The following is a 19,061-nucleotide window of genomic DNA, read 5'->3' on the forward strand; positions in this document are numbered from 1 at the left end:
CTCACCGGGCCGAGCTGAATTCCCGAATCCGGACCAGCTCGTCCCGGGCGGCTGCACCGGTCTCGCCGAGATCGGTGCGGCCGAACACGTTCCATTGTTCCAGTAGCGGACCGAAGACCAGCTCGGGCGCGCGCTCCGGCAGGTAGATGCCCGCCGCGGCGAGTTCGGCAGTGGCGTCGCCGCCGCCCGGCAGCTCCACCTCCGGCACCCGGAAGCCGTGCACCCGATCGGCGACCGCGCGCATCGTCTGATCCGGCGCGAGATCGAACGCGGCGCCGATCAGGTTCGCATAGAACACCGTCTGCAGTTCGTCATCTCGCGCAATCCGCGTGCTGATCGCGGTGACGATCTCGTTCTCGTCGAGCGCTGCCGTATTGCGGTGCCGGATCGTGGCGGCCGCCTCGGCGAACGCACAGTCGGCCAACCAATCGATCAGGTGCATCGGCTCGACGACGAATCCTCGGGTCATGTGCGCCATCCGGATCCGCTCGAGTTCAACCGGATCGACTGCGCGGGTGAGGATCAGGTAATCCCGCAAGACGATGGCGTGCCGGTTCTCCTCGGCGGTCCAGCGACCCACCCAACGCCACCAGGCACCGACATGGCCCAGATGCCTGGCCAGCTCTCGGTGGTAGGCAGGCAGATTGTCGGCGACCAACACCGAAACGGTGAGCGCCAACCGCGCCGTGTCGCTCAACGTCGACTGCTCTGCCGACCAGTCCGTCCCACCGAGGAAGGCAAAGTTACGCCCGTCGTCCCACGGCACCAGATCGTGCGCCTGCCACTCGCTCGCCTCGCCGACATGTCGGCGTAAGTTGAGGTCGGCCTCGAGCGCCAGCTCGTCGAGAAGTTCGCGGTCGGTCATCTGGTTCGGCACCCACACACGGTAACCGGTCAGCGGCCGGTTCCGACGTGCGCCCGGATGTTCGACGATCGATCGGCGAAGAATCCGAAAAGCGAGCGGGCCGGGACGATGTCGTTCGACGTCGTCCCGGCCCGCTCGGCGGCCTGGCTCGGGCTGTTACTTGGGCGTGACCTGAGTCGCACCGTTCTCGAACGTGATGGTGCCGCCGGTGAAGGTGCTTTCCTTCCCGCCGGTCGCGGTATCGGTCTCGTCGCTGGTCGGGTAGCCCAGCGCACCGGTCGGGCCGCCGTCGGCCTGCCATGCCTTGAGGATCTCGCCCCACACGACGTGCGCGTCGGTGGCCTGGCTCCACACGATCGCGCCACCGGCGAACTCCTGCCACTTTCCGCCGTCCGGGCCGTCCTGGGCCTCGCCGACCGGGGCGCCGAGCGCGCTGGTCTCGCCGCCGGCAGCGGTGTACTTGGCCAGAATCGGGCCGGCCACGGTCACATCGCCGTTCGGCGTGGAAATCTTGGTTTCCTCGCCCGCAGCGGCGCTCGCCGACGTGCTGGAATCGCTCATGCCCGACCGCATCGCGTCGGTCGCCGAGGTAGCCGCGCTGCTGGCATCGCTCATGCCCGACTTGGCAGCGTCGGTCGCGTCCTCGGTACCCGATTTCACGGCGTCGGTCGCCCGATCGGTGCCCGACTTCGCGGCGTCGGTTGCCTCACTGGCGACGGAGGCAGCGGAACTGCCCACGTCGCTGCTCGTGCTGTCGTCGCTACAGGCCGTGGCGATCAGGCCGGTGGCAGCAAGTGCCGCAGTAACAGCCGCAACTCGACGAACATTGTGGCGCATGTTTCGATCCTCTCGAACGTTATTGGTTGCGTACATCACGCGACCATCGCGTAGCCTAGCGTCGGACCCCACGCGTTCAGCGCATACGCCCGCAGGTGCATCCATTACGAGCAACACCGCGCCAGCCTCCGGGCAGCCCGCTTGTTCGAACCTACCCGATTAGGACGAATCTACCCGACCAACTCCCCGTTCGGAGCCGGAATGCACTACAGCTGACCGTGCGGAACGCACTACAACCGACCGTGCCGGTCAGGCGAGTCCGCCCGACCGGCACGCAACGGCGTTCGTCAGCCGCCCGGTGCGGAGTGCCTACGCAGCCGGACCATACTCTTCCAGCATCTCGGTGACCAGCGCCGCGATCGGGGAACGCTCGCTGCGAGACAGCGTGACATGCGCGAAGAGTGGGTGTCCTTTCAACTTCTCGACCACCGCAGCGACTCCGTCATGACGACCGACCCGCAGGTTGTCCCGCTGCGCCACATCATGGGTGAGCACTACTCGCGAACCGCTGCCCAGCCGACTCAACACGGTGAGCAGGACATTACGCTCCAGCGACTGCGCCTCGTCGACGATCACGAACGAATCGTGCAGCGAGCGGCCCCGAATATGAGTGAGCGGCAAGACTTCCAGCATCCCACGGCTGATCACCTCGTCCATCACCTCCGGGCTGGCAAGTCCGTCGAGAGTGTCGAAGACGGCCTGCGCCCACGGGCCCATCTTCTCGTTCTCGGTGCCGGGAAGATAGCCCAGATCCTGGCCACCGACCGCATACAGCGGCCGGAAAACCAGCACCTTGCGCTGGGTCCGCCGCTCCAGCACCGCCTCCAGCCCGGCGGTCAGCGCCAGCGCAGATTTGCCGGTGCCGGCCTTGCCGCCGAGCGACACGATGCCGATGCTCTCGTCCAACAGCAGGTCCAACGCAATCCGCTGTTCGGCCGAGCGGCCGTGCAATCCGAACGCCTCCCGCTCGCCGCGCACCAGCTGCACCCGTTTGTCGACGCTTACCCGGCCGAGCGCGCTGGCGGTGCCCCCAAGTAGTCGAATCCCGGTGTGACACGGAAGATCACGAGCCTGATCGAGCTCGACGATGCCATCGGCATACAACCGGTCGATCACGCCGGGGGCGACGTCGAGCTCGGTCATCCCGGTCCACCCGGAGATCACCACATCCTGGGCGTGGTACTCGTCGGCGCGGAGTCCGACCGCGCCGGCCTTGACCCGCATCGGGATGTCTTTGCTGACCAGCACGACATCCCGCCCCTCGGCCGCCAGATTCAATGCGCAGGCGAGGATTCGGGCGTCGTTGGTCTCGTTGCGGAAACCGACCGGCAGCAGGTCCGGATCGGTGTGGTTCAGCTCGACCTGGAGGGTGCCGCCCGCGTTCCCGGTCGAGATCGGCTGATCGAGACGACCGTGCCGCAACCGCAGGTCGTCGAGCATACGCAGGGCTTCGCGAGCGAACCAGCCCAACTCGTGATGATGTCGTTTGCCTTCCAACTCGCTGACCACGACGAGCGGCAGAATGACCTCGTGCTCAGCGAATCGCGTTGCCGCCCAAGGGTCGGACAACAAGACCGAGGTGTCGAGCACATAGGTGCGCCGGAGCGCCGGGATGGATCGGGAATCGCCGGCCGCGGTGGTACGGCCGGGGGGAACCGAGTGCGGTGCAGACACGGAAGGCTCCTAAACATGTCCGCGCGGACGCCCCACGCAAACCCTCATTCGCTGGACCGGTCCGTCCTTCGTGTCGGCTGGGTTCAGCCGACACCGAGGCCGGGCGCCGGCCCCTCGTACTGAATGAATCAGGCACGATCAGGACCTCCCGCACGGGCCACTTCCCCGCAGCCCGCACCAATGACGGTACCGCCGATCGGCGAATCGGGGGCGACGAGACTCGCAGATCTCGGTGAACTACCGGTGCGGTACCCGTAATCGGGTCAACCCAGCAACCGCCAGTCCTCCAAGCCGCGGTAAAGCGGGTAGGCGTCGGTCAGTGCGCGTACCCGGTTGCGCAGCTCGTCGGGCTCGACGCTCCGGGCGAGGGTACCGGCGACGATGTCGGCCACCTCGGTGAACGCCGCTTCACCGAAACCCCGGGTAGCCAGGGCCGGGGTGCCGATCCGCAAGCCGGAGGTGACCATCGGCGGGCGGGGATCGAACGGGACGGCATTGCGGTTCACCGTGATGCCGACCGCGTGCAGCAGATCCTCGCCCTGCTGCCCGTCCAGATCCGAATCACGCAGATCGACCAGCGCCAGGTGGACGTCGGTACCGCCGGTCAGCACCGAGATGCCGTGGCTCTGCAGCCGGCCGAGGCGGTCCGCCAGAATCCGCGCACCGGCCAGGGTGCGTTGCTGGCGTTCGCGGAACTCGGCGGTACCGGCGATCTTCAACGCCACCGCCTTTGCCGCGATCACGTGCATCAGCGGTCCACCCTGCTGACCGGGGAACACCGCCGAATTCAGCTTCTTCGCGTGTTCGGCCCGAGCCAGGATGATCCCCGACCGGGGGCCGCCCAACGTCTTGTGCACGGTCGACGAGACGACGTCGGCATACGGCACCGGCGACGGGTGCAGACCTGCGGCGACCAGACCGGCAAAATGTGCCATGTCTACCCACAGGTAGGCGCCGACCTCGTCGGCGATCTCCCGGAACGCGGCAAAATCCAGTGTCCGCGGATACGCCGACCAGCCCGCAACGATCACCTTCGGTCGAGCTTGCCGGGCGGCATCGCGTACCTGGTCCATGTCGATCCGGTGGTCACGCTCGGCGACACCGTAGGAGTGGACCTCGTACAACTTTCCGGAGAAGTTCAGTCGCATGCCGTGCGTCAGATGCCCGCCGTGCGCCAGGTCCAATCCGAGCAGCCGCTCTCCGGGCGACATCAGCGCCATCAGTACCGCCGCATTGGCCTGCGCACCGGAATGTGGCTGGACGTTGGCGAACTCGGCACCGAAAAGGGCTTTGGCCCGATCCCGTGCCACCGTTTCGATCACATCGACCTGCTCACAGCCGCCGTAGTAGCGCCGCCCCGGGTATCCCTCCGCGTACTTGTTGGTGGCGACACTGCCCTGCGCCTGCAACACCGCCCGCGGGACGAAATTTTCCGAAGCGATCATCTCCAAGGTGTCCCGCTCCCGGGCGAGCTCCCCGGTCAGGGCGGCGGCGATCTCCGGATCCAGATCACCGAGGGAGCGATCTTCGATCGCGATTGCCGGAACGCCGGCCGTCGTCTGCGTCACGGCGAAGATTCTACGGAATCCGATATTGTACCGACCCGACAGCCGTCGGCCGAGCGGCGAACGGGTCTGATCCAGGACCGACGGCGGCGTCGGGAAGAATCCGATGATATGCCGGTGAACACCGTGACACGCGACCGACGAGGCTGGAGTCCGTGAGCGAGCCCAGCCCGTACCTGGAGTTCGATCGCAGGCAATGGCGGGCACTGCGGCGATCGACTCCCCTGATTCTCACCGAGGAAGAACTGCGCGGCCTCCGTGGCTTGGGCGAACAGATCGATCTGGACGAGGTCGCCGAGGTCTACCTGCCACTCGCCCGGCTGATCCATCTTCAGGTCGCGGCTCGGCAGCGACTGTTCGCCGCAACGGCGACGTTTCTAGGCGAGACACACCCCCACCGACAAGTCCCGTTCGTGATCGGGGTGGCCGGCAGTGTCGCGGTCGGCAAATCCACCACTGCGCGTGTCCTGCAGGCATTGCTGGCCCGGTGGGATCACCATCCTCGGGTCGATCTGGTCACCACCGACGGCTTCCTCTATCCCACCAAGGAGCTGCAACGTCGCGGGATCATGCATCGCAAGGGGTTTCCGGAAAGCTACGACCGGCGCAAACTGCTCCGATTCGTCACCGAGGTGAAATCGGGCGTGCACCAGGTATCCGCGCCGGTGTACTCCCATATCACCTATGACATCGTCGCCCGCCAGTTCACCGTGGTTCGCCAGCCGGACATCCTCATCCTGGAAGGATTGAACGTGCTACAGACCGGACCGCGGCTGATGGTGTCGGACCTGTTCGACTTCTCGATCTACGTCGACGCCCGGATCGAAGACATCGAGCACTGGTACGTCACCCGGTTTCTGGCTCTGCGCAAAACCTCGTTCGCCGATCCGGAATCACATTTCCACCACTACACCGGCCTGAACGATCGGCAGGCGACCCTCGCCGCCGAGGAGATCTGGGCCTCGATCAACCGGCCCAACCTGGTCGAGAACATTCTGCCCACCCGACCACGGGCCACCCTGGTGCTACGCAAGGACGCCGACCACTCGATCAACCGGCTACGGCTCCGGAAACTGTGATCGCCGCGAAGCCGCTTGCGTGCCGGCGTCGTTGCGTCAGAGTCCCTGCATCGCCCAGGCTGCATCGATGCGAGCTGCAAGGTCGATGTCGCGAGCCGCGCGAATGTGCGGCTTGTCGAGCTCACGAGCAACGTAGCGAGCCACGAACCGTTTGATTTCGTGATCCACGCTCACCAAAATGCGGAGCAACGCACCGCGTAACGACTCCGACGCCACGTTGATCCGGACGTCGCGGGTGCGCGGCGGATCGACGTCGATCACCACCCGCAACGGTTGCGCCGCGCGGGCGGTCAGCCGCAGATGAACCGCACCGTCGACGACGAATCGATGCCGATCGACGGCGAGATCCACCAACAGATCCACGACCAGCGGAACGATCAACTCGAAGCTGATCAAGTCACCGGATTCCCGGTTCAACTCCGGCGTCGCCAGCAAAACCTTGGCCGTCACCTTGGCCAACCGGCCCGGCCCGGCCCCGATCGGACCGAAATCGACCGTGCTTCCGGCCAGTTCGGTGAACGCCTCGGCGACCCGCTCCTGCGATACCGCGTACTCGAAGAACCGGCGACCGAAGTCCTCGTAGGACATGTACACCGCGTCTTTGCGGGGTTGTGCCTGCTCCACGGGTCGCACGCTACACTCCGAACCGTCGGTGGCGGGCCGAGTATGCGCGCAGCGCACGCAAGAAATCCACCCGCCGGAACTCGGGCCAGTACGCCTCGGTGAACCAGATTTCCGAGTAGGCGCTCTGCCACAGCAGGAAACCGGACAGCCGCTGTTCGCCGGAGGTCCGGATGACCAGGTCCGGATCGGGTTGGCCGGAGGTATAGAGGTGGTCGCCGATCGAGTCGACCGTCACCGCCTGCACCAGGTCTGCGCCGGTCAGCCCCTCGTCCTGCTTACGCTCCAGCAAGTCGCGTACGGCATCGGCGATCTCCTGTCGACCGCCGTAGCCGATCGCGACGTTTACGTGCACACCGGTGCGCCCCTTGGTGCCCTTCGCCGCCTCCCGCAGCCGGCGCCGGGCATCGGGCGGTAGTTGATCGATGTTGCCGACCACTCGCACGCTCCAGTTCTGTTCCGGCCCGCAGATCTCCTCGACGACATCGGTGACGATCTCGATCAAGGCGTCCAGTTCCGCCGGATCACGGCGCAGGTTCTCGGTCGAGAGCAGGTAGATGGTGGCCATCCCCACCTCGGCCTCGTCACACCAGTGGAGGAACTCGGCAATCTTGCGCGCACCCATCCGGTGGCCATGGCTGACGTCGGTGAACCCGTTCTCCCGCGCCCAGCGCCGATTGCCGTCACACATCACCGCGACGTGTTTCGGCTGCCCCAGCGATGCGAGCTGCTGGAGCAGTCGATCCTCGTAGACACGGTAGAGCAGTCCACGTGGCTTCACCCGGAAGAGATTACGCCGCACCGGTTGCCGGGCATCGCACCCGGACCATGACTCGACCCTCGACCGGGGTCGTGCTCTCGCGAGATGATAAAGGACGTGCCGAGAAGATTTCCATGCCGCCGCCTGGCGTGCCGCAACGGACGCCGGACCGATGACTGGATTCTGCGCTCGAACTGGGGGTTTGCCCTACTTACCCATGTCTGCGCGTACGGCGGCCTGCTCGCCGCGCTCGGACTGATCGTCGTCACCGGTGTGACCGAACGGCTCGGGCCGACGCTACCGACGCTGATCCTCGCGGTCGCCGGATGTTCGCTGCTGTCCAGCCTGGTAGGCATCGTCGTCGGCACCGAGATCCAGCGCCGGCGACTCGAGTGGTATCGGGCCGGGCGGACACCGACGCCGGCCGAGGCGCACGCCACGATGCGCCTGCCGGTCGTGATCGCCCTTCTCGACGCCGTGCTCTGGCTGCCCGGCCTCCTCGTTTCCGCCGTGATCATCCGGCCTTACGTAGGTGGCGAGCTCTACATTCCACTTCTCCTGGTTGCAGCCAGCGCCTTGATCGACGCCGGCCTGACCTACCTGTTGATCGACAAGACACTCGGCCCGGCCGCGGCCCGGATCGCCGCTGCCGGCACGTCGGCCGGCCACCTGGGTACCTCCGTGCTCGCCCGACTGGCGATCACCTGGACGTTGATCAGTGGCATCCCGCTGGTGGGACTGATCCTGATCCTGACCGACCGTTACGCGGCACCGGACCAACGAATTCGCGGCGCCCTGTACATCGCGATCACCGGACTGCTGCTCGGCATCGGCGCCACCGCAGGGCTCGCCCGCGCGGTGGCAGTACCCATGAGCCGCATCCGTTCGGCGCTCCAACGGATCGGCGACGGCGATCTGGACGCGAAGGTAACGGTGGACAGTCCCGGCGAGGTCGGCATGCTGCAGTCGTCGGTGAACGACATGGCCTTCGCGCTGCGCGAACGTCGCCGACTGCAGGAGGTGTTCGGCCGACACGTCGGTATCCATGTCGCCGACCGGGCGCTCGCCGACGATGCCGACCTCAGCGGGGACATCCGCGTGGTCAGCGCGCTGTTCGTCGACGTGGCGGGCTCGACCACCCTGGCCCAGAAACTGGAACCGGCCGAGTTCGTCGAGCAACTGAACCGCCTGCTGACCATCGTGGTGGCCGCTACCGATGCGGAATCCGGATTGGTGAACAAATTCGAGGGGGACGCAGCACTGTGCATCTTCGGGGCACCGACGACACACAGCGACGACGCCACCGCCGCGCTCCGGGCTGCCCGGAGAATTCGTGACGCGGTCCAGGTCGCCGGCGAGTTCGATATCGGTATCGGTGTCGCCCGCGGCCGCGTGTTCGCCGGCGATGTCGGTAGCAGCACCCGGCTCGAGTACACCGTGATCGGGGACCCGGTGAACGAGGCGGCCCGGCTCACCGACGAGGCGAAACATGTGCCACAACGGATCCTGGTGTCCGACGACGTCGTGACGAATGCCACACCCGACGAGCAGACCCACTGGACCCGGTATCGGTTGCTGCGGCTGCGTGGCCGCAGTACCGAGACGGCCAGCTGGACCGACCAGCGGCTCGGTCCGGCCGCGACCGACACCGTCGGTGCCGAACGCACGCTACTCGGCGCCGATCAATCCTGATCCGGCCAAAATCAGGGATAACTCTGCATGACACACCGTTTGCAGTAACAGAACTCGGCGCGTCGCCGGTCAATCGGGCACGAGGCGGTAAACAGTGGATAACACCCCCCATTAAACTCCTTTCGCAGGCTATCGTTATGGACGACCAAGATCACCAACGCAGAAGGAGACACCATGATCGACTTCCTGATGTCCGGTTCCGCGGCCACCGGCAACGCGGTCGGATCCATCGTCGGTGCGATTTTCAGCCTCTTCGGTGCCTTGATCTGATCCATCCGCGCTGAGCACGCGGTCAGCGGAACAGAGCCGCCAGCTCCTCCGGGGTGGTAACCGGTCGGTCGCATACTGTGCCTCGGCACACGTACGCGGCCGACCGATCCGCTTGCCGGGGTCGGTCGACGAGCAGCGGTACCGCGTTCGGCTCAGCGCCGACGATCAGCGCACCACCCGGCGCCAGCCGCCGCGCCACCGCCAACAGCTCCGGGTCGGCACCGCTGACCGCCACCTGCCACGGTCGGACCGCGGCCTCGCTCACCGCCAGCCAATGACCCGCCGACCGGGGCGCCCGAGCCAACACCACCGCTGCCCGGGCCCAGGTTTCGGCCGCCAACTCGGTGTATCGGACTGCCCGCTCGGGCCCGGACAACCCGGCCACCGTCTGCAACGCCTCGACCAGTAACGAAACACCCGCCGGAGTCGCGCCGTCGATCGGGTTGCGCGGGCGGACGATGAGGATGTCGGCGTCGTCGGCACTGTCGAACCATGCGCCCGGCTCGTCCGCAGCGGCAAAACACGTCGTCGCGACATCCAACAAATCCTGTGCAGCGTCGAGCCATTCCAGCTCCCCGGTGGCCTGATGCAACCCGGCCAGGCCGACCACCATGCTCGCGTAGTCCGCCAACACTCCCGGCGCCGAACCGACTGCGCCGTCGATCGACGCCCGCCGCAACCGCCCGTCGACCAGGTGGACGTCGAGCAGGTAGCGCGCACCCGCGACGGCAGCGGCGACCCACTCCGGCTCGTCGAGGGCGGCACCCGCCTCGGCCAACGCCGTGATCGCCAGACCGTTCCACTCCGCGATCACCTTGTCGTCGCGGGCGGGCTGCGGGCGGCGGTCACGTGCGGTTCGCAAGGCGGCACGCACCCGTCGATACCGCGCCTCGTCGAGCGGATCGACCGGCAGCTGCAACACCGACGCTCCGGCCTCGAACGTGCCGGAGTCGGTCACGCCGAACAACTGCGCGGCCCACGTTCCCTCCGTCGAGCCGAGTTCGGCAGCCAACGACGCCGGAGTCCACAGGTAGGTCGCGCCCTCTACCCCATCGGTGTCGGCATCCAACGCCGAGGCGAATCCACCGGTCCCGGTGCTCAAGTCGTCCAGGAGGAACCGGGCGACCTCACCCGCGACCCGGCGGGCCAGCCGATCGTCGGTACGTCGGGCCAGGTGCGCGTACGCACGCAACAGCAGCGCATTGTCGTAAAGCATCTTCTCGAAATGCGGAACCACCCATCGGTCGTCCACCGAGTACCTGGCGAAGCCGCCACCCAGCTGGTCGTATATTCCGCCCCGCGCCATACCGGTCGCGACCCGGGTGACGGCTGCCAGCGCCGCCGGGTCACGGGTCCGCTCGTACGTGCGCAGCAAACCCTCCATCAAGGCCGACGGCGGAAACTTCGGCGCACCACCGAACCCGCCGTGTTCGCGGTCTTCGTCGGCCAACGTCGTGGCCACGGCGTGATTCAGCAGATCCGGACCGAGCAGTGGGGCCTGCGCCGGCAATGCCGTGGACCGGGAACGCAGGCTGCCCACGGCCGCCGCGGCAGCCCGATCGACCTCGTCACGGCGGGTCTGCCAGGTCTCGGCGATCGCGCTCAACACCTGCCCGAATGCCGGCATCCCGGCCCGGGCGATCCGCGGGTAATAGGTCCCGGCGTAGAACGGCGCCCCGGTCGGGGTCAGAAAGCAGGTCATGGGCCAACCGCCCTGCCCGGTCATCGCGACGGTCGCGTCCATGTACACCGCGTCGACGTCGGGTCGTTCTTCCCGATCCACCTTGATGCAGACGAAGTGGGCGTTCATCGCTGCCGCGGTCGCCGGATCGGCAAACGACTCGTGCGCCATCACATGGCACCAGTGGCAGGCCGCATACCCGACCGACAGCAGCACCGGCACATCCCGCCGTCGCGCCTCGGCGAACGCGGCATCGTCCCACGGCTGCCAGTGCACCGGGTTGTCTGCGTGCTGACGGAGATAAGGGCTGAGCGCGCCGGCCAGGCGGTTGGTCATGTCCGCTGCGAGGTCACGTCGAGGCGGATCCGCCGGACGCGCCCGCATCCCGATCGGTGCCGTCGTCGGCGGCCTGATCGGGTTCCGGACGCTCCGGCTCGAACGTCTCCGGCAGGGCCCGAATATGCCGATTCATCGAGCGAACCAGCAGCACGGTGCCGACCAGCAAGAGCAACACGATGACCAGACCGACCGGCGAAGCCTTACCGAACTCCGGCCCGGTCGGGTTACTCGCCGGCTGAGCCAGCAGGACGATCACGGTCGAGCCGGCGATCACAGGTATCGCGCCGGGTCGATTCCGGCGAACAGGTCGTCCTCCGGGATGTCGGTCGCCACTCGGCTGCGAGCCAGCTCGAACTCTTCGGTGGGCCACACCTGCTGCTGCAACTCCATGGGAATCGCGAAAAAGTTGCCGTTCGGATCGATCTGGGTCGCGTGCGCGCGTAACGCGTCGTCGCGAACCGGGAAGTACTTGGCGCACTCCACCCAGGTGGTCACCCGGTCCATGTCGTCCGGGCGCCGAGCGATCCGGTCCAGCCATTCCGCCAACGGGAACGGCTCACCCCGAGCGACAAACTCCGCCTTGAATCGATCCAGTCGCCGCCGGCTGAAGGCGTGGTTGTAGTAGAGCTTCAACGGGGTCCACGGGTCGCCGGCGGACCGGAAGCGAACGTGATCGCCGGCCAGCTCGAACGCTGCCACCGACACCTCGTGACAACGAATGTGATCCGGATGCGGGTACCCGCCGTTCTCGTCGTACGTGGTCATCACATGCGGTCGGAACTCTCGCACCACCCGAACCAACGCCTCCGTCGCCTCGGCCGGCGGCACCGTGGCAAATGAACCATCGGGCAGCGGGGGCAGCGGATCACCTTGCGGCAGACCTGAATCGACGAAACCCAGCCAGGTGTGCCGAACGCCGAGGATGCGTGCAGCCGCAGCCATCTCCTGCCGCCGAATCTCCGGCATTCGCTCTGCGACACCCGGCGTGTCCATCGCGGGGTTGAGCACATCGCCCCGCTCGCCTCCGGTCAGGGTCACGACGAGCACGTCGACGCCCTCGTCCGCATAGCGGGCGGTAGTTGCCGCTCCCTTGCTGGACTCGTCATCCGGGTGCGCGTGCACCGCCATGAGCCGTAGTCTGCTCACAATCCTGATCTCATCTCGTCCGATTCCCACCGTGCCCGCGATCGATAAACCGGTCTGCGCGACAGCGCGTCGTTGCTCCTGTGTTCGCCGGCCCCTATATTTCCACCCCGGACCGCACGAGAGCCCGCGCACCCCACTCCGACCGGCTTCGGAGCACCCGTGAACGGGCTGACCAGGCAAATCGACGGCAAGTGGTAGAATAGGCGAGTACACGGCTCCGGAGGTTCGGAGCCGTGTTTGCTGCATAAACGGCCAGCGATTCGTTCTCGCGGAAGCACGATGTCGCGTGAATCGCGGGAGTTCCCCCGGGGGTGCCCAGGTTCGCTCCGCCGTACACATCGCTGTGCGCGGTTCCGGACCGACCTGGAGCCGCTCCGGGCGATCGAGCACCGAGTGACAAGGAGTGATCGAGATGACCGAGACCCAGGTGACCTGGCTGACGCCGGAATCGCACGACCGGCTCAAGAGCGAACTCGACCAGCTCATAGCCAATCGTCCGGTCATCGCCGCCGAGATCAACGAGCGCCGAGAAGAAGGCGACCTGAAGGAAAACGGCGGCTATCACGCGGCGCGCGAGGAGCAGGGCCAGCAAGAGGCCCGGATCCGCCAACTACAAGAGCTGTTGAACAATGCCAAGGTCGGCGAAGCCCCGACCCAGTCCGGAGTAGCCCTCCCCGGTTCGGTGGTCAAGGTCTATTACGACGGCGACGAGTCCGACAACGAGACCTTCCTCATAGCGACTCGGGAGGAAGGTTTGCGCGGGGACTCCACGCTGGAGATCTATTCGCCGAACTCGCCACTGGGTGGCGCGCTGATCGATGCCAAGGTCGGCGAGACTCGGGAGTACACATTGCCTAACGGCAGCACGATGAAGGTCACTCTGGTCAGCGCCGAGCCGTACCACAGCTGACCGAACCGCACCGGATCTACTACCCCCACCGCCGCCCGGCCTGAACTGCAGACCGGGCGGCGGTACTGATCGGCCTACTTGCCGGTCAGCTTGTCCTTCACAGCTTCGACGCCATCCTTGACCTTTTCGGCGGCGTCGGACACCTTCTGCTTCACGTCGGCCTCGGCTTGCTGCAGCCGGCCTTCGGACTTCAGATCCTCGTTACCGGTGACGGATCCGGCCGCCTCCTTGGCGCGCCCCTTCAGATCCTCGGCCTTATTTTTCGCGTCGTCAGAAATTGACACTTGAACCTCCTCTGGTGCCCGAGACACGTCGGGCAGCCGACAGTTGCCGGCCGCCCTCCACTCTACCGGCCGCCCTCGACTGCGCAGGCACCGAATCCAAGACACTTGCCTTATTTAAAAAGTTTTCGAAATATTGCCTTGGACAAGAGATTTGAGCAACTTCCGGCTGCCCGGGCCGACGTCGAGGAAAGAACGCCGACCACCGCCCGCGGTCGGAGTGTGACCAGGCTGACCCGACCTTGCCCAGTGTGACCCAGTTCGCCTCAGCCCAACGCCTGAGCCAGATCGTCGATCAGATCCGCGGCATCTTCGATGCCGACCGAGAGGCGCACCAGGTTGTCCGGTACCTCCAACTCGGACCCGCTGGTCGACGCGTGGGTCATCGCGGCCGGCAACTCGATCAGCGATTCCACCCCGCCCAACGACTCGGCCAAGGTGAAGATTTCGGTCCGGGCGCAGAACTCGCGCGCCGCCTCGACACCTCCGCTGACCAGCACCGACACCATCCCGCCGAATCGGCGCATCTGCTTGGCCGCGACCTCGTGCCCGGGGTGCTCGACCAGGCCTGGATAGATCACCTGCTCGATCTTCGGGTGCCGGTCCAGAAAGTCCACCAACGCTTCGGCGTTGTCGCTGTGTCGCTCCATCCGCAGCGGCAACGTCTTGATTCCGCGCAAGGTGAGGTAACTGTCGAAGGGTCCGGGAATCGCGCCGGCGCCATTCTGCAGAAAGCCGAACGCCTCGTCCAACGCTTCCGCCCGGGTGATCAGCGCACCGCCGACGACATCGGAGTGCCCACCGAGATACTTGGTGGTCGAATGCAGCACGACGTCGGCCCCGAACTCCAACGGCGCCTGCAGATACGGCGATGCGAACGTGTTGTCCACCAGCAACGTCGCCGACGCGGCCCGGGCGATCTCGGCGACCGCGGCGATGTCGGCGATGTTCAGCAACGGATTGGTCGGGGTTTCCACCCAGAGCAGTCGGGTGGACGGCCGCACCGCGTCGCGAACGGCGGCGAGGTCGTGCATCGGCACCACCGTGTATTCGACTCCCCACGGGGCGAGCACCTTGTCGATCAGCCGATACGTTCCACCGTAGGCGTCGTTCGGGATAATCAGGTGATCGCCGGGACGCAGCATGGCCCGCAACGCGCAGTCGGTCGCCGCCATGCCGGACGCGAATGCGCGCGCGTAACTGCCGGACTCCAGGGCCGCGAGGTTCGCCTCCAGGGCCGCTCGGGTGGGGTTACCGGTGCGGGAGTATTCGTAACCGGAGCGTAGCTCGCCGACCCCGTCCTGGGCATAGGTGGAGCTGGCATAGATCGGCGGGTTGACCGCACCGGTCCGCGCATCCGGCTCCGATCCGGCGTGCACCGCGACGGTGGCGAATCCGGGCTTTCGCAACTGCTGGCTCATGGCACCAAGCCTAGTGCTCGGTCTAGGTTGGGCAATTATGAGCACCGTCGACGAGTTGTTCGCGATCGATACGTTGTTGCAGCCCGAGGAACAACAGGTCCGGGACGCCGTGCGCGGGTTCGCCACGCGACGACTGCGCCCCCACCTGGCCGAGTGGTTCGAGTCCGGCACGTTCCCGGCTCGGGAGCTCGCCCCGGAGATGGCGGCGCTCGGCCTGTTCGGCATGCACCTGGACGGCTACGGATGCGCCGGCCTGTCGGCCACCGCGTACGGCCTGGCCTGCCAGGAGCTGGAAGCAGCCGACTCCGGCGCGCGCAGCATGGTGTCGGTGCAGGGCTCGCTGGCCATGACGGCGATTCACCGGTACGGGACCGACGAACAAAAACGTGAGTGGTTACCGCGGATGGCGGCCGGCGATGTGCTCGGCTGTTTCGCCCTCACCGAGCCGGACTACGGCTCGAACCCGGCCGGCATGCGCACCCGCGCGGTCCGCGACGGCAACGACTGGGTGCTGAGCGGGTCCAAGATGTGGATCACCAACGGCACGGTGGCCGACATCGCCGTCGTCTGGGCCCGCACCGAGGAGGGAATAGCCGGCTTTCTGCTGCCCACCGACACACCCGGGTTCGCTGCGCGGGAGATGCGGCACAAGCTGTCGCTCCGTGCCTCACTCACCGCCGAGCTCGACCTCGACGAGGTGCGGTTACCCGGCGACGCCCGGCTTCCCGACGCTCGCGGACTCGCCGGACCGCTGGGTTGCCTGTCGGAAGCCCGATTCGGCATCGTGTTCGGGGCCCTCGGCGCGGCCCGGGACTGCATCGCGTGCGCGATCGACTACACCTGCAGCCGCGAGGTATTCGACAAGCCACTCGCCGGTTATCAACTCACGCAGGCCAAGCTGGCCGACATGGCTGTGGCACTGGGTACCGGGCAGCTGCTCGCCCTCCACCTGGCTCGACTCAAAGAACGAGGCGAGCTCCGGCCGGAGCAGGTGAGCGCCGGGAAGCTGAACAACACCCGGGCCGCGCTTGCGATCGCCCGGGAATGCCGAACCCTGCTCGGCGCCAACGGGATCACCCTCGACTATCCGGTCTTGCGGCATGCCAACAACCTGGAATCGGTACTCACCTACGAGGGCACTGCCGAGGTGCACCAGCTGGTGATCGGGCAGGCGCTCACCGGATCCAGCGCGTTCCGCTGACGTGCGGTACCTCTGGACCGATGCGGCGGTCGGCCCCGGCGTACGCGGAATCGTCGCCTTCTTCCATGGCGGTGCCGAATTCGGTCGGCGGCCGGTCGATCTGCGTTCCCTACCGCTGCTTCGCACCCGACTGCTCCGCGCCGCAGCGCACCCCCGGCTTGCCGGCGCCGGCTTGGGAACAGCCCTGCTGCGATTCGGGATCACCGGCTGGAACGGCGCGGATGCGTCGCCGGTCGCCGACGCCCGCTGGGCCCTGGACGACCTCGACCGCCGTGCGCCGAGCTGCCCGATTGCGATCGTCGGACACTCGATGGGAGCGCGGGCGGCGCTGCACGTCGCCGATCATCCGAACGTCCGGGGAGTCCTCGGCCTCGCACCCTGGTTTCCACCGGACGACGACGTCCGTGCCGTGCGCGGAAAGCCGCTCGTCGCGGCCCACGGACGGCAGGATCGGGTGACCAGTCCGCGGGCGACCCGTCGACTGCTGTACCGCGCCGAATCGACAGGCGCCCAGGCCCGTTTCGTCGATATGGGCCCGGCCGGGCACTACATGCTGCGCCGACACCGCAGCTGGATCGACGTCGTCTGCACCGAGACGACCGCGATGCTCGACGAACCCGGATGATCTTTCGTCAGGGCTTGACCGCAACCGGCGGCAGCGGCACCACCACGGTATGCATGATCTTGTCGGCGAAGGTCTGCCGCTTGTCGTCCCACAACGGCCACAGGTAGCCGAGGTAGCAGGGCAACGCGTCCACGAGATGGCACAACGACCGGACGAACGTCATCGCGGCACCGATCGGGGCACCGGTTCGCTCGTCGATCACCTGGATCCGCACCAGACTCTTGCCGATCGAGGAACCGGTTCGACCCTGTCGCCACACCGTGTTCCAGAAGATGAACACCGCCGCGGCCAGGTACACCAGCAGCGAAACGACCTGGAACCAATCCGGATAGGTGCCCCAGCCGAAGAACAGAGCAGTGCCGTCGAACGCGGTGATCGGGACGCCTTCGGCGGTGACCGTAGAGATCGGCACATCACCGGTCAGCGCGAGCACGAGGAGCACCGGATAGTAGATCAACGACCCGAGAATTCCGTCGACAAACGTCGCCGCAACCCGAAGACCCCAGTGCGCGTACGCATTCCCCGACGGCTGCGCGGGCACCGACGGCATCCCACCGGAGTAGCTGCCGTACGGCAGGTAGCCCCGGGTCATCTCGGGTGACAATTGCGCCGGGTACGGTGGCGGCACCGACCCCTCGGGCACCGATCCCTCGGGCGGCTGAGTCACGCGCGTCGTCCTCTCATACCCCGGCGCTCAAGAAGCCGAGCAGATCGTGCCGGGTGATCACCCCGACCGGCTTACCATCCTCGACCACCATCAGCGCGTCGGTATCACCTAGCGACTTGGTGGCTACCGAAACCGGCTCGCCGGCACCGATCAGTGGCAGTGGTGGGCTCATGTGGGATACCACGGGATCGGCAAGGTGCGCCCGCCCCTCGAACACCGCCGACAGCAGGTCACGCTCGGACACACTGCCCTGCACCTCGCCTGCGGTGATCGGCGGCTCGGCGCCGACCACCGGCATCTGCGACACGCCGTATTCCCGCAAGATCTCGATCGCGTCCCGCAGCGTCTCGGACGGATGGGTGTGTACCAGATCCGGCAGGGAGCCGGACTTGCGCCGCAACAGATCTCCGACGGTGGGCACATTCGCGTTCGGGTCCAGCGGCCGGCGCAGGAACCCGTACGAGCGCATCCAGTCGTCGTTGAAGATCTTCGACAGGTAGCCCCGCCCGCCGTCGGGCAACAACACCACGATCAGCGCGTCCGGGTCCCGCCGAGCCACCTCCAAGGCGGCCACCACCGCCATCCCGCAGGAGCCGCCCACCAACAGTCCTTCTTCCCGGGCCAGCCGCCGGGTCAGGTCGAACGAGTCGGCATCGGACACCGCGATGATCTCGTCCGGAACGGTCCGGTCGTAGGCGGCCGGCCAGAAGTCCTCGCCGACCCCCTCCACCAGGTAGGGACGACCGGTGCCGCCCGAATACACCGAGCCCTCCGGGTCGGCACCGATGACTCGGACCGCGCCCCCGGACACCTCTTTGAGATATCGGCCGGCGCCGGTGATCGTGCCGCCGGTGCCGACACCGGCAACGAAGTGGGTGACCCGCCCGTCGGTATCGCGCCAGATCTCCGGTCCGGTCGTCGCGTAGTGCGACGCGGGCCCGGCCGGGTTGGAGTACTGATCCGGCTTCCATCCGCCGGGGGTCTCGCGCACCAAGCGGTCCGACACGCTGTAGTAGCTGTCCGGATGGTCCGGGGGCACTGCGGTCGGGCAGACGACCACGTCGGCACCATAGGCGCGCAACACGTTCCGCTTGTCTTCGCTGACCTTGTCCGGACAGACGAAGATGCATCGGTAGCCGCGCTGCTGGGCGACCAGCGCGAGACCGACGCCGGTGTTGCCCGAGGTGGGTTCGATGATGGTGCCGCCGGGGCGCAACAGACCGGACTGCTCGGCAGCGTCGATCATCTTCACCGCGATTCGGTCTTTGGCACTACCGCCCGGATTCAGGTACTCGAGCTTCGCTGCAACCACCGCATCGCCCGCGCCGACCACAGAATGGAGTCGCACGAGCGGGGTGTTGCCGATGAGGTCGACGACATGGTCCGCGATCTGCATGACGACATCGTTGCAGAGCGATGCCGCGTCT

At 66.8% G+C, this 19,061-nt stretch carries 18 protein-coding genes; 5 read left to right on the plus strand and 13 right to left on the minus strand.

Going from position 1 to position 19,061, the window contains the following annotated elements; genetic code table 11:
* Position 1: 1 nt before the first annotated feature.
* The 4 genes from KV203_RS14000 to glyA form a co-directional block, all read right to left on the minus strand.
* Positions 2 to 877 (minus strand): acyl-ACP desaturase, encoded by an 876-nt coding sequence (locus KV203_RS14000; protein ID WP_157079800.1) that lies wholly within the window; start codon positions 875 to 877, stop codon positions 2 to 4.
* A 144-nt stretch (positions 878 to 1,021) separates the two neighbouring features.
* A complete protein-coding gene (locus KV203_RS14005; RefSeq protein ID WP_083530035.1) occupies positions 1,022 to 1,702 on the minus strand; it encodes an LGFP repeat-containing protein in 681 nt (226 codons plus the stop codon).
* Between the two features lie 309 nt (positions 1,703 to 2,011).
* Complete coding sequence (gene phoH2, locus KV203_RS14010; protein ID WP_373279224.1) at positions 2,012 to 3,376, minus strand: RNA 5'-3' helicase PhoH2; 1,365 nt, start codon at positions 3,374 to 3,376, stop codon at positions 2,012 to 2,014.
* Positions 3,377 to 3,639: 263 nt separating this feature from the next.
* On the minus strand, positions 3,640 to 4,944 hold the full coding sequence (glyA, locus tag KV203_RS14015; protein ID WP_066470252.1) for a serine hydroxymethyltransferase: 1,305 nt from the start codon (positions 4,942 to 4,944) through the stop codon (positions 3,640 to 3,642).
* Positions 4,945 to 5,087: 143 nt separating this feature from the next.
* Between glyA and coaA the strand changes: the two genes are divergently transcribed.
* Positions 5,088 to 6,020 carry a type I pantothenate kinase gene (gene coaA, locus KV203_RS14020; protein ID WP_157079799.1) on the plus strand — a complete coding sequence of 311 codons (933 nt, stop codon included), beginning with the start codon at positions 5,088 to 5,090 and terminating at the stop codon, positions 6,018 to 6,020.
* A 36-nt stretch (positions 6,021 to 6,056) separates the two neighbouring features.
* On the opposite strand, the gene KV203_RS14025 is transcribed toward coaA, so the two are convergent.
* Together KV203_RS14025 and KV203_RS14030 are read right to left on the minus strand one after the other, a co-directional pair.
* Positions 6,057 to 6,608, minus strand: a complete 552-nt coding sequence (locus KV203_RS14025; RefSeq protein ID WP_066470556.1) for a hypothetical protein — start codon at positions 6,606 to 6,608, stop codon at positions 6,057 to 6,059.
* A gap of 46 nt (positions 6,609 to 6,654) precedes the next feature.
* A complete protein-coding gene (locus KV203_RS14030; RefSeq protein WP_066470249.1) occupies positions 6,655 to 7,422 on the minus strand; it encodes an isoprenyl transferase in 768 nt (255 codons plus the stop codon).
* Between the two features lie 96 nt (positions 7,423 to 7,518).
* On the opposite strand from KV203_RS14030, the gene KV203_RS14035 reads away from it, so the two are divergent.
* On the plus strand, positions 7,519 to 9,093 hold the full coding sequence (locus KV203_RS14035) for an adenylate/guanylate cyclase domain-containing protein (protein WP_169797499.1): 1,575 nt from the start codon (positions 7,519 to 7,521) through the stop codon (positions 9,091 to 9,093).
* Positions 9,094 to 9,385: 292 nt separating this feature from the next.
* Here the strand turns inward: KV203_RS14035 and KV203_RS14040 are convergent, their stop codons facing one another.
* The 3 genes from KV203_RS14040 to mca are packed head-to-tail and all read right to left on the minus strand — an operon-like array spanning position 9,386 to position 12,511.
* On the minus strand, positions 9,386 to 11,380 hold the full coding sequence (locus KV203_RS14040; RefSeq protein WP_066470244.1) for a thioredoxin domain-containing protein: 1,995 nt from the start codon (positions 11,378 to 11,380) through the stop codon (positions 9,386 to 9,388).
* Between the two features lie 13 nt (positions 11,381 to 11,393).
* Positions 11,394 to 11,663: a hypothetical protein gene (locus tag KV203_RS14045; RefSeq protein ID WP_066470554.1), complete on the minus strand. Its 270-nt coding sequence runs from the start codon at positions 11,661 to 11,663 to the stop codon at positions 11,394 to 11,396.
* A complete protein-coding gene (gene mca / locus KV203_RS14050) occupies positions 11,654 to 12,511 on the minus strand; it encodes a mycothiol conjugate amidase Mca (protein WP_066470241.1) in 858 nt (285 codons plus the stop codon). Before mca ends, KV203_RS14045 begins: the two co-directional genes overlap by 10 nt.
* Positions 12,512 to 12,941: 430 nt before the next feature.
* Between mca and greA the strand changes: the two genes are divergently transcribed.
* Positions 12,942 to 13,439: a transcription elongation factor GreA gene (gene greA, locus KV203_RS14055; RefSeq protein ID WP_066470552.1), complete on the plus strand. Its 498-nt coding sequence runs from the start codon at positions 12,942 to 12,944 to the stop codon at positions 13,437 to 13,439.
* A gap of 74 nt (positions 13,440 to 13,513) precedes the next feature.
* On the opposite strand, the gene KV203_RS14060 is transcribed toward greA, so the two are convergent.
* Both KV203_RS14060 and KV203_RS14065 read right to left on the minus strand, forming a co-directional pair.
* Entirely contained in the window at positions 13,514 to 13,723 is a 210-nt protein-coding gene (locus KV203_RS14060; protein WP_066470239.1) for a CsbD family protein, read from the minus strand.
* Between the two features lie 263 nt (positions 13,724 to 13,986).
* Positions 13,987 to 15,141 carry a cystathionine gamma-synthase gene (locus tag KV203_RS14065; protein WP_066470237.1) on the minus strand — a complete coding sequence of 385 codons (1,155 nt, stop codon included), beginning with the start codon at positions 15,139 to 15,141 and terminating at the stop codon, positions 13,987 to 13,989.
* 37 nt (positions 15,142 to 15,178) lie between these two features.
* Between KV203_RS14065 and KV203_RS14070 the strand changes: the two genes are divergently transcribed.
* Complete coding sequence (locus KV203_RS14070) at positions 15,179 to 16,342, plus strand: acyl-CoA dehydrogenase family protein (protein WP_066470234.1); 1,164 nt, start codon at positions 15,179 to 15,181, stop codon at positions 16,340 to 16,342.
* A gap of 1 nt (position 16,343) precedes the next feature.
* The gene (locus KV203_RS14075; protein WP_066470231.1) at positions 16,344 to 16,967 is read left to right on the plus strand and encodes an alpha/beta fold hydrolase; all 624 of its coding nucleotides are present in this window, start codon (positions 16,344 to 16,346) and stop codon (positions 16,965 to 16,967) included.
* A gap of 7 nt (positions 16,968 to 16,974) precedes the next feature.
* Here the strand turns inward: KV203_RS14075 and KV203_RS14080 are convergent, their stop codons facing one another.
* Entirely contained in the window at positions 16,975 to 17,634 is a 660-nt protein-coding gene (locus tag KV203_RS14080; protein ID WP_157079798.1) for an RDD family protein, read from the minus strand.
* 13 nt (positions 17,635 to 17,647) lie between these two features.
* Positions 17,648 to 19,030: a cystathionine beta-synthase gene (locus KV203_RS14085; protein ID WP_066470222.1), complete on the minus strand. Its 1,383-nt coding sequence runs from the start codon at positions 19,028 to 19,030 to the stop codon at positions 17,648 to 17,650.
* Positions 19,031 to 19,061: the final 31 nt, after the last annotated feature.

This window comes from Skermania piniformis, assembly GCF_019285775.1.
GTDB classification, from domain to species: Bacteria; Actinomycetota; Actinomycetes; order Mycobacteriales; family Mycobacteriaceae; genus Skermania; species Skermania pinensis.

Coding starts and splice junctions, on each gene's coding strand:
- KV203_RS14005 (WP_083530035.1), bottom strand. CDS start 1,702: ATGCGCCACAATGTTCGTCGAGTTGCGGCTGTTACTGCGGCACTTGCT.
- KV203_RS14025 (WP_066470556.1), bottom strand. CDS start 6,608: ATGTCCTACGAGGACTTCGGTCGCCGGTTCTTCGAGTACGCGGTATCG.
- KV203_RS14040 (WP_066470244.1), bottom strand. CDS start 11,380: ATGACCAACCGCCTGGCCGGCGCGCTCAGCCCTTATCTCCGTCAGCAC.
- mca (WP_066470241.1), bottom strand. CDS start 12,511: ATGGCGGTGCACGCGCACCCGGATGACGAGTCCAGCAAGGGAGCGGCA.
- greA (WP_066470552.1), top strand. CDS start 12,942: ATGACCGAGACCCAGGTGACCTGGCTGACGCCGGAATCGCACGACCGG.
- KV203_RS14065 (WP_066470237.1), bottom strand. CDS start 15,141: ATGAGCCAGCAGTTGCGAAAGCCCGGATTCGCCACCGTCGCGGTGCAC.
- KV203_RS14070 (WP_066470234.1), top strand. CDS start 15,179: ATGAGCACCGTCGACGAGTTGTTCGCGATCGATACGTTGTTGCAGCCC.
- KV203_RS14085 (WP_066470222.1), bottom strand. CDS start 19,030: ATGCAGATCGCGGACCATGTCGTCGACCTCATCGGCAACACCCCGCTC.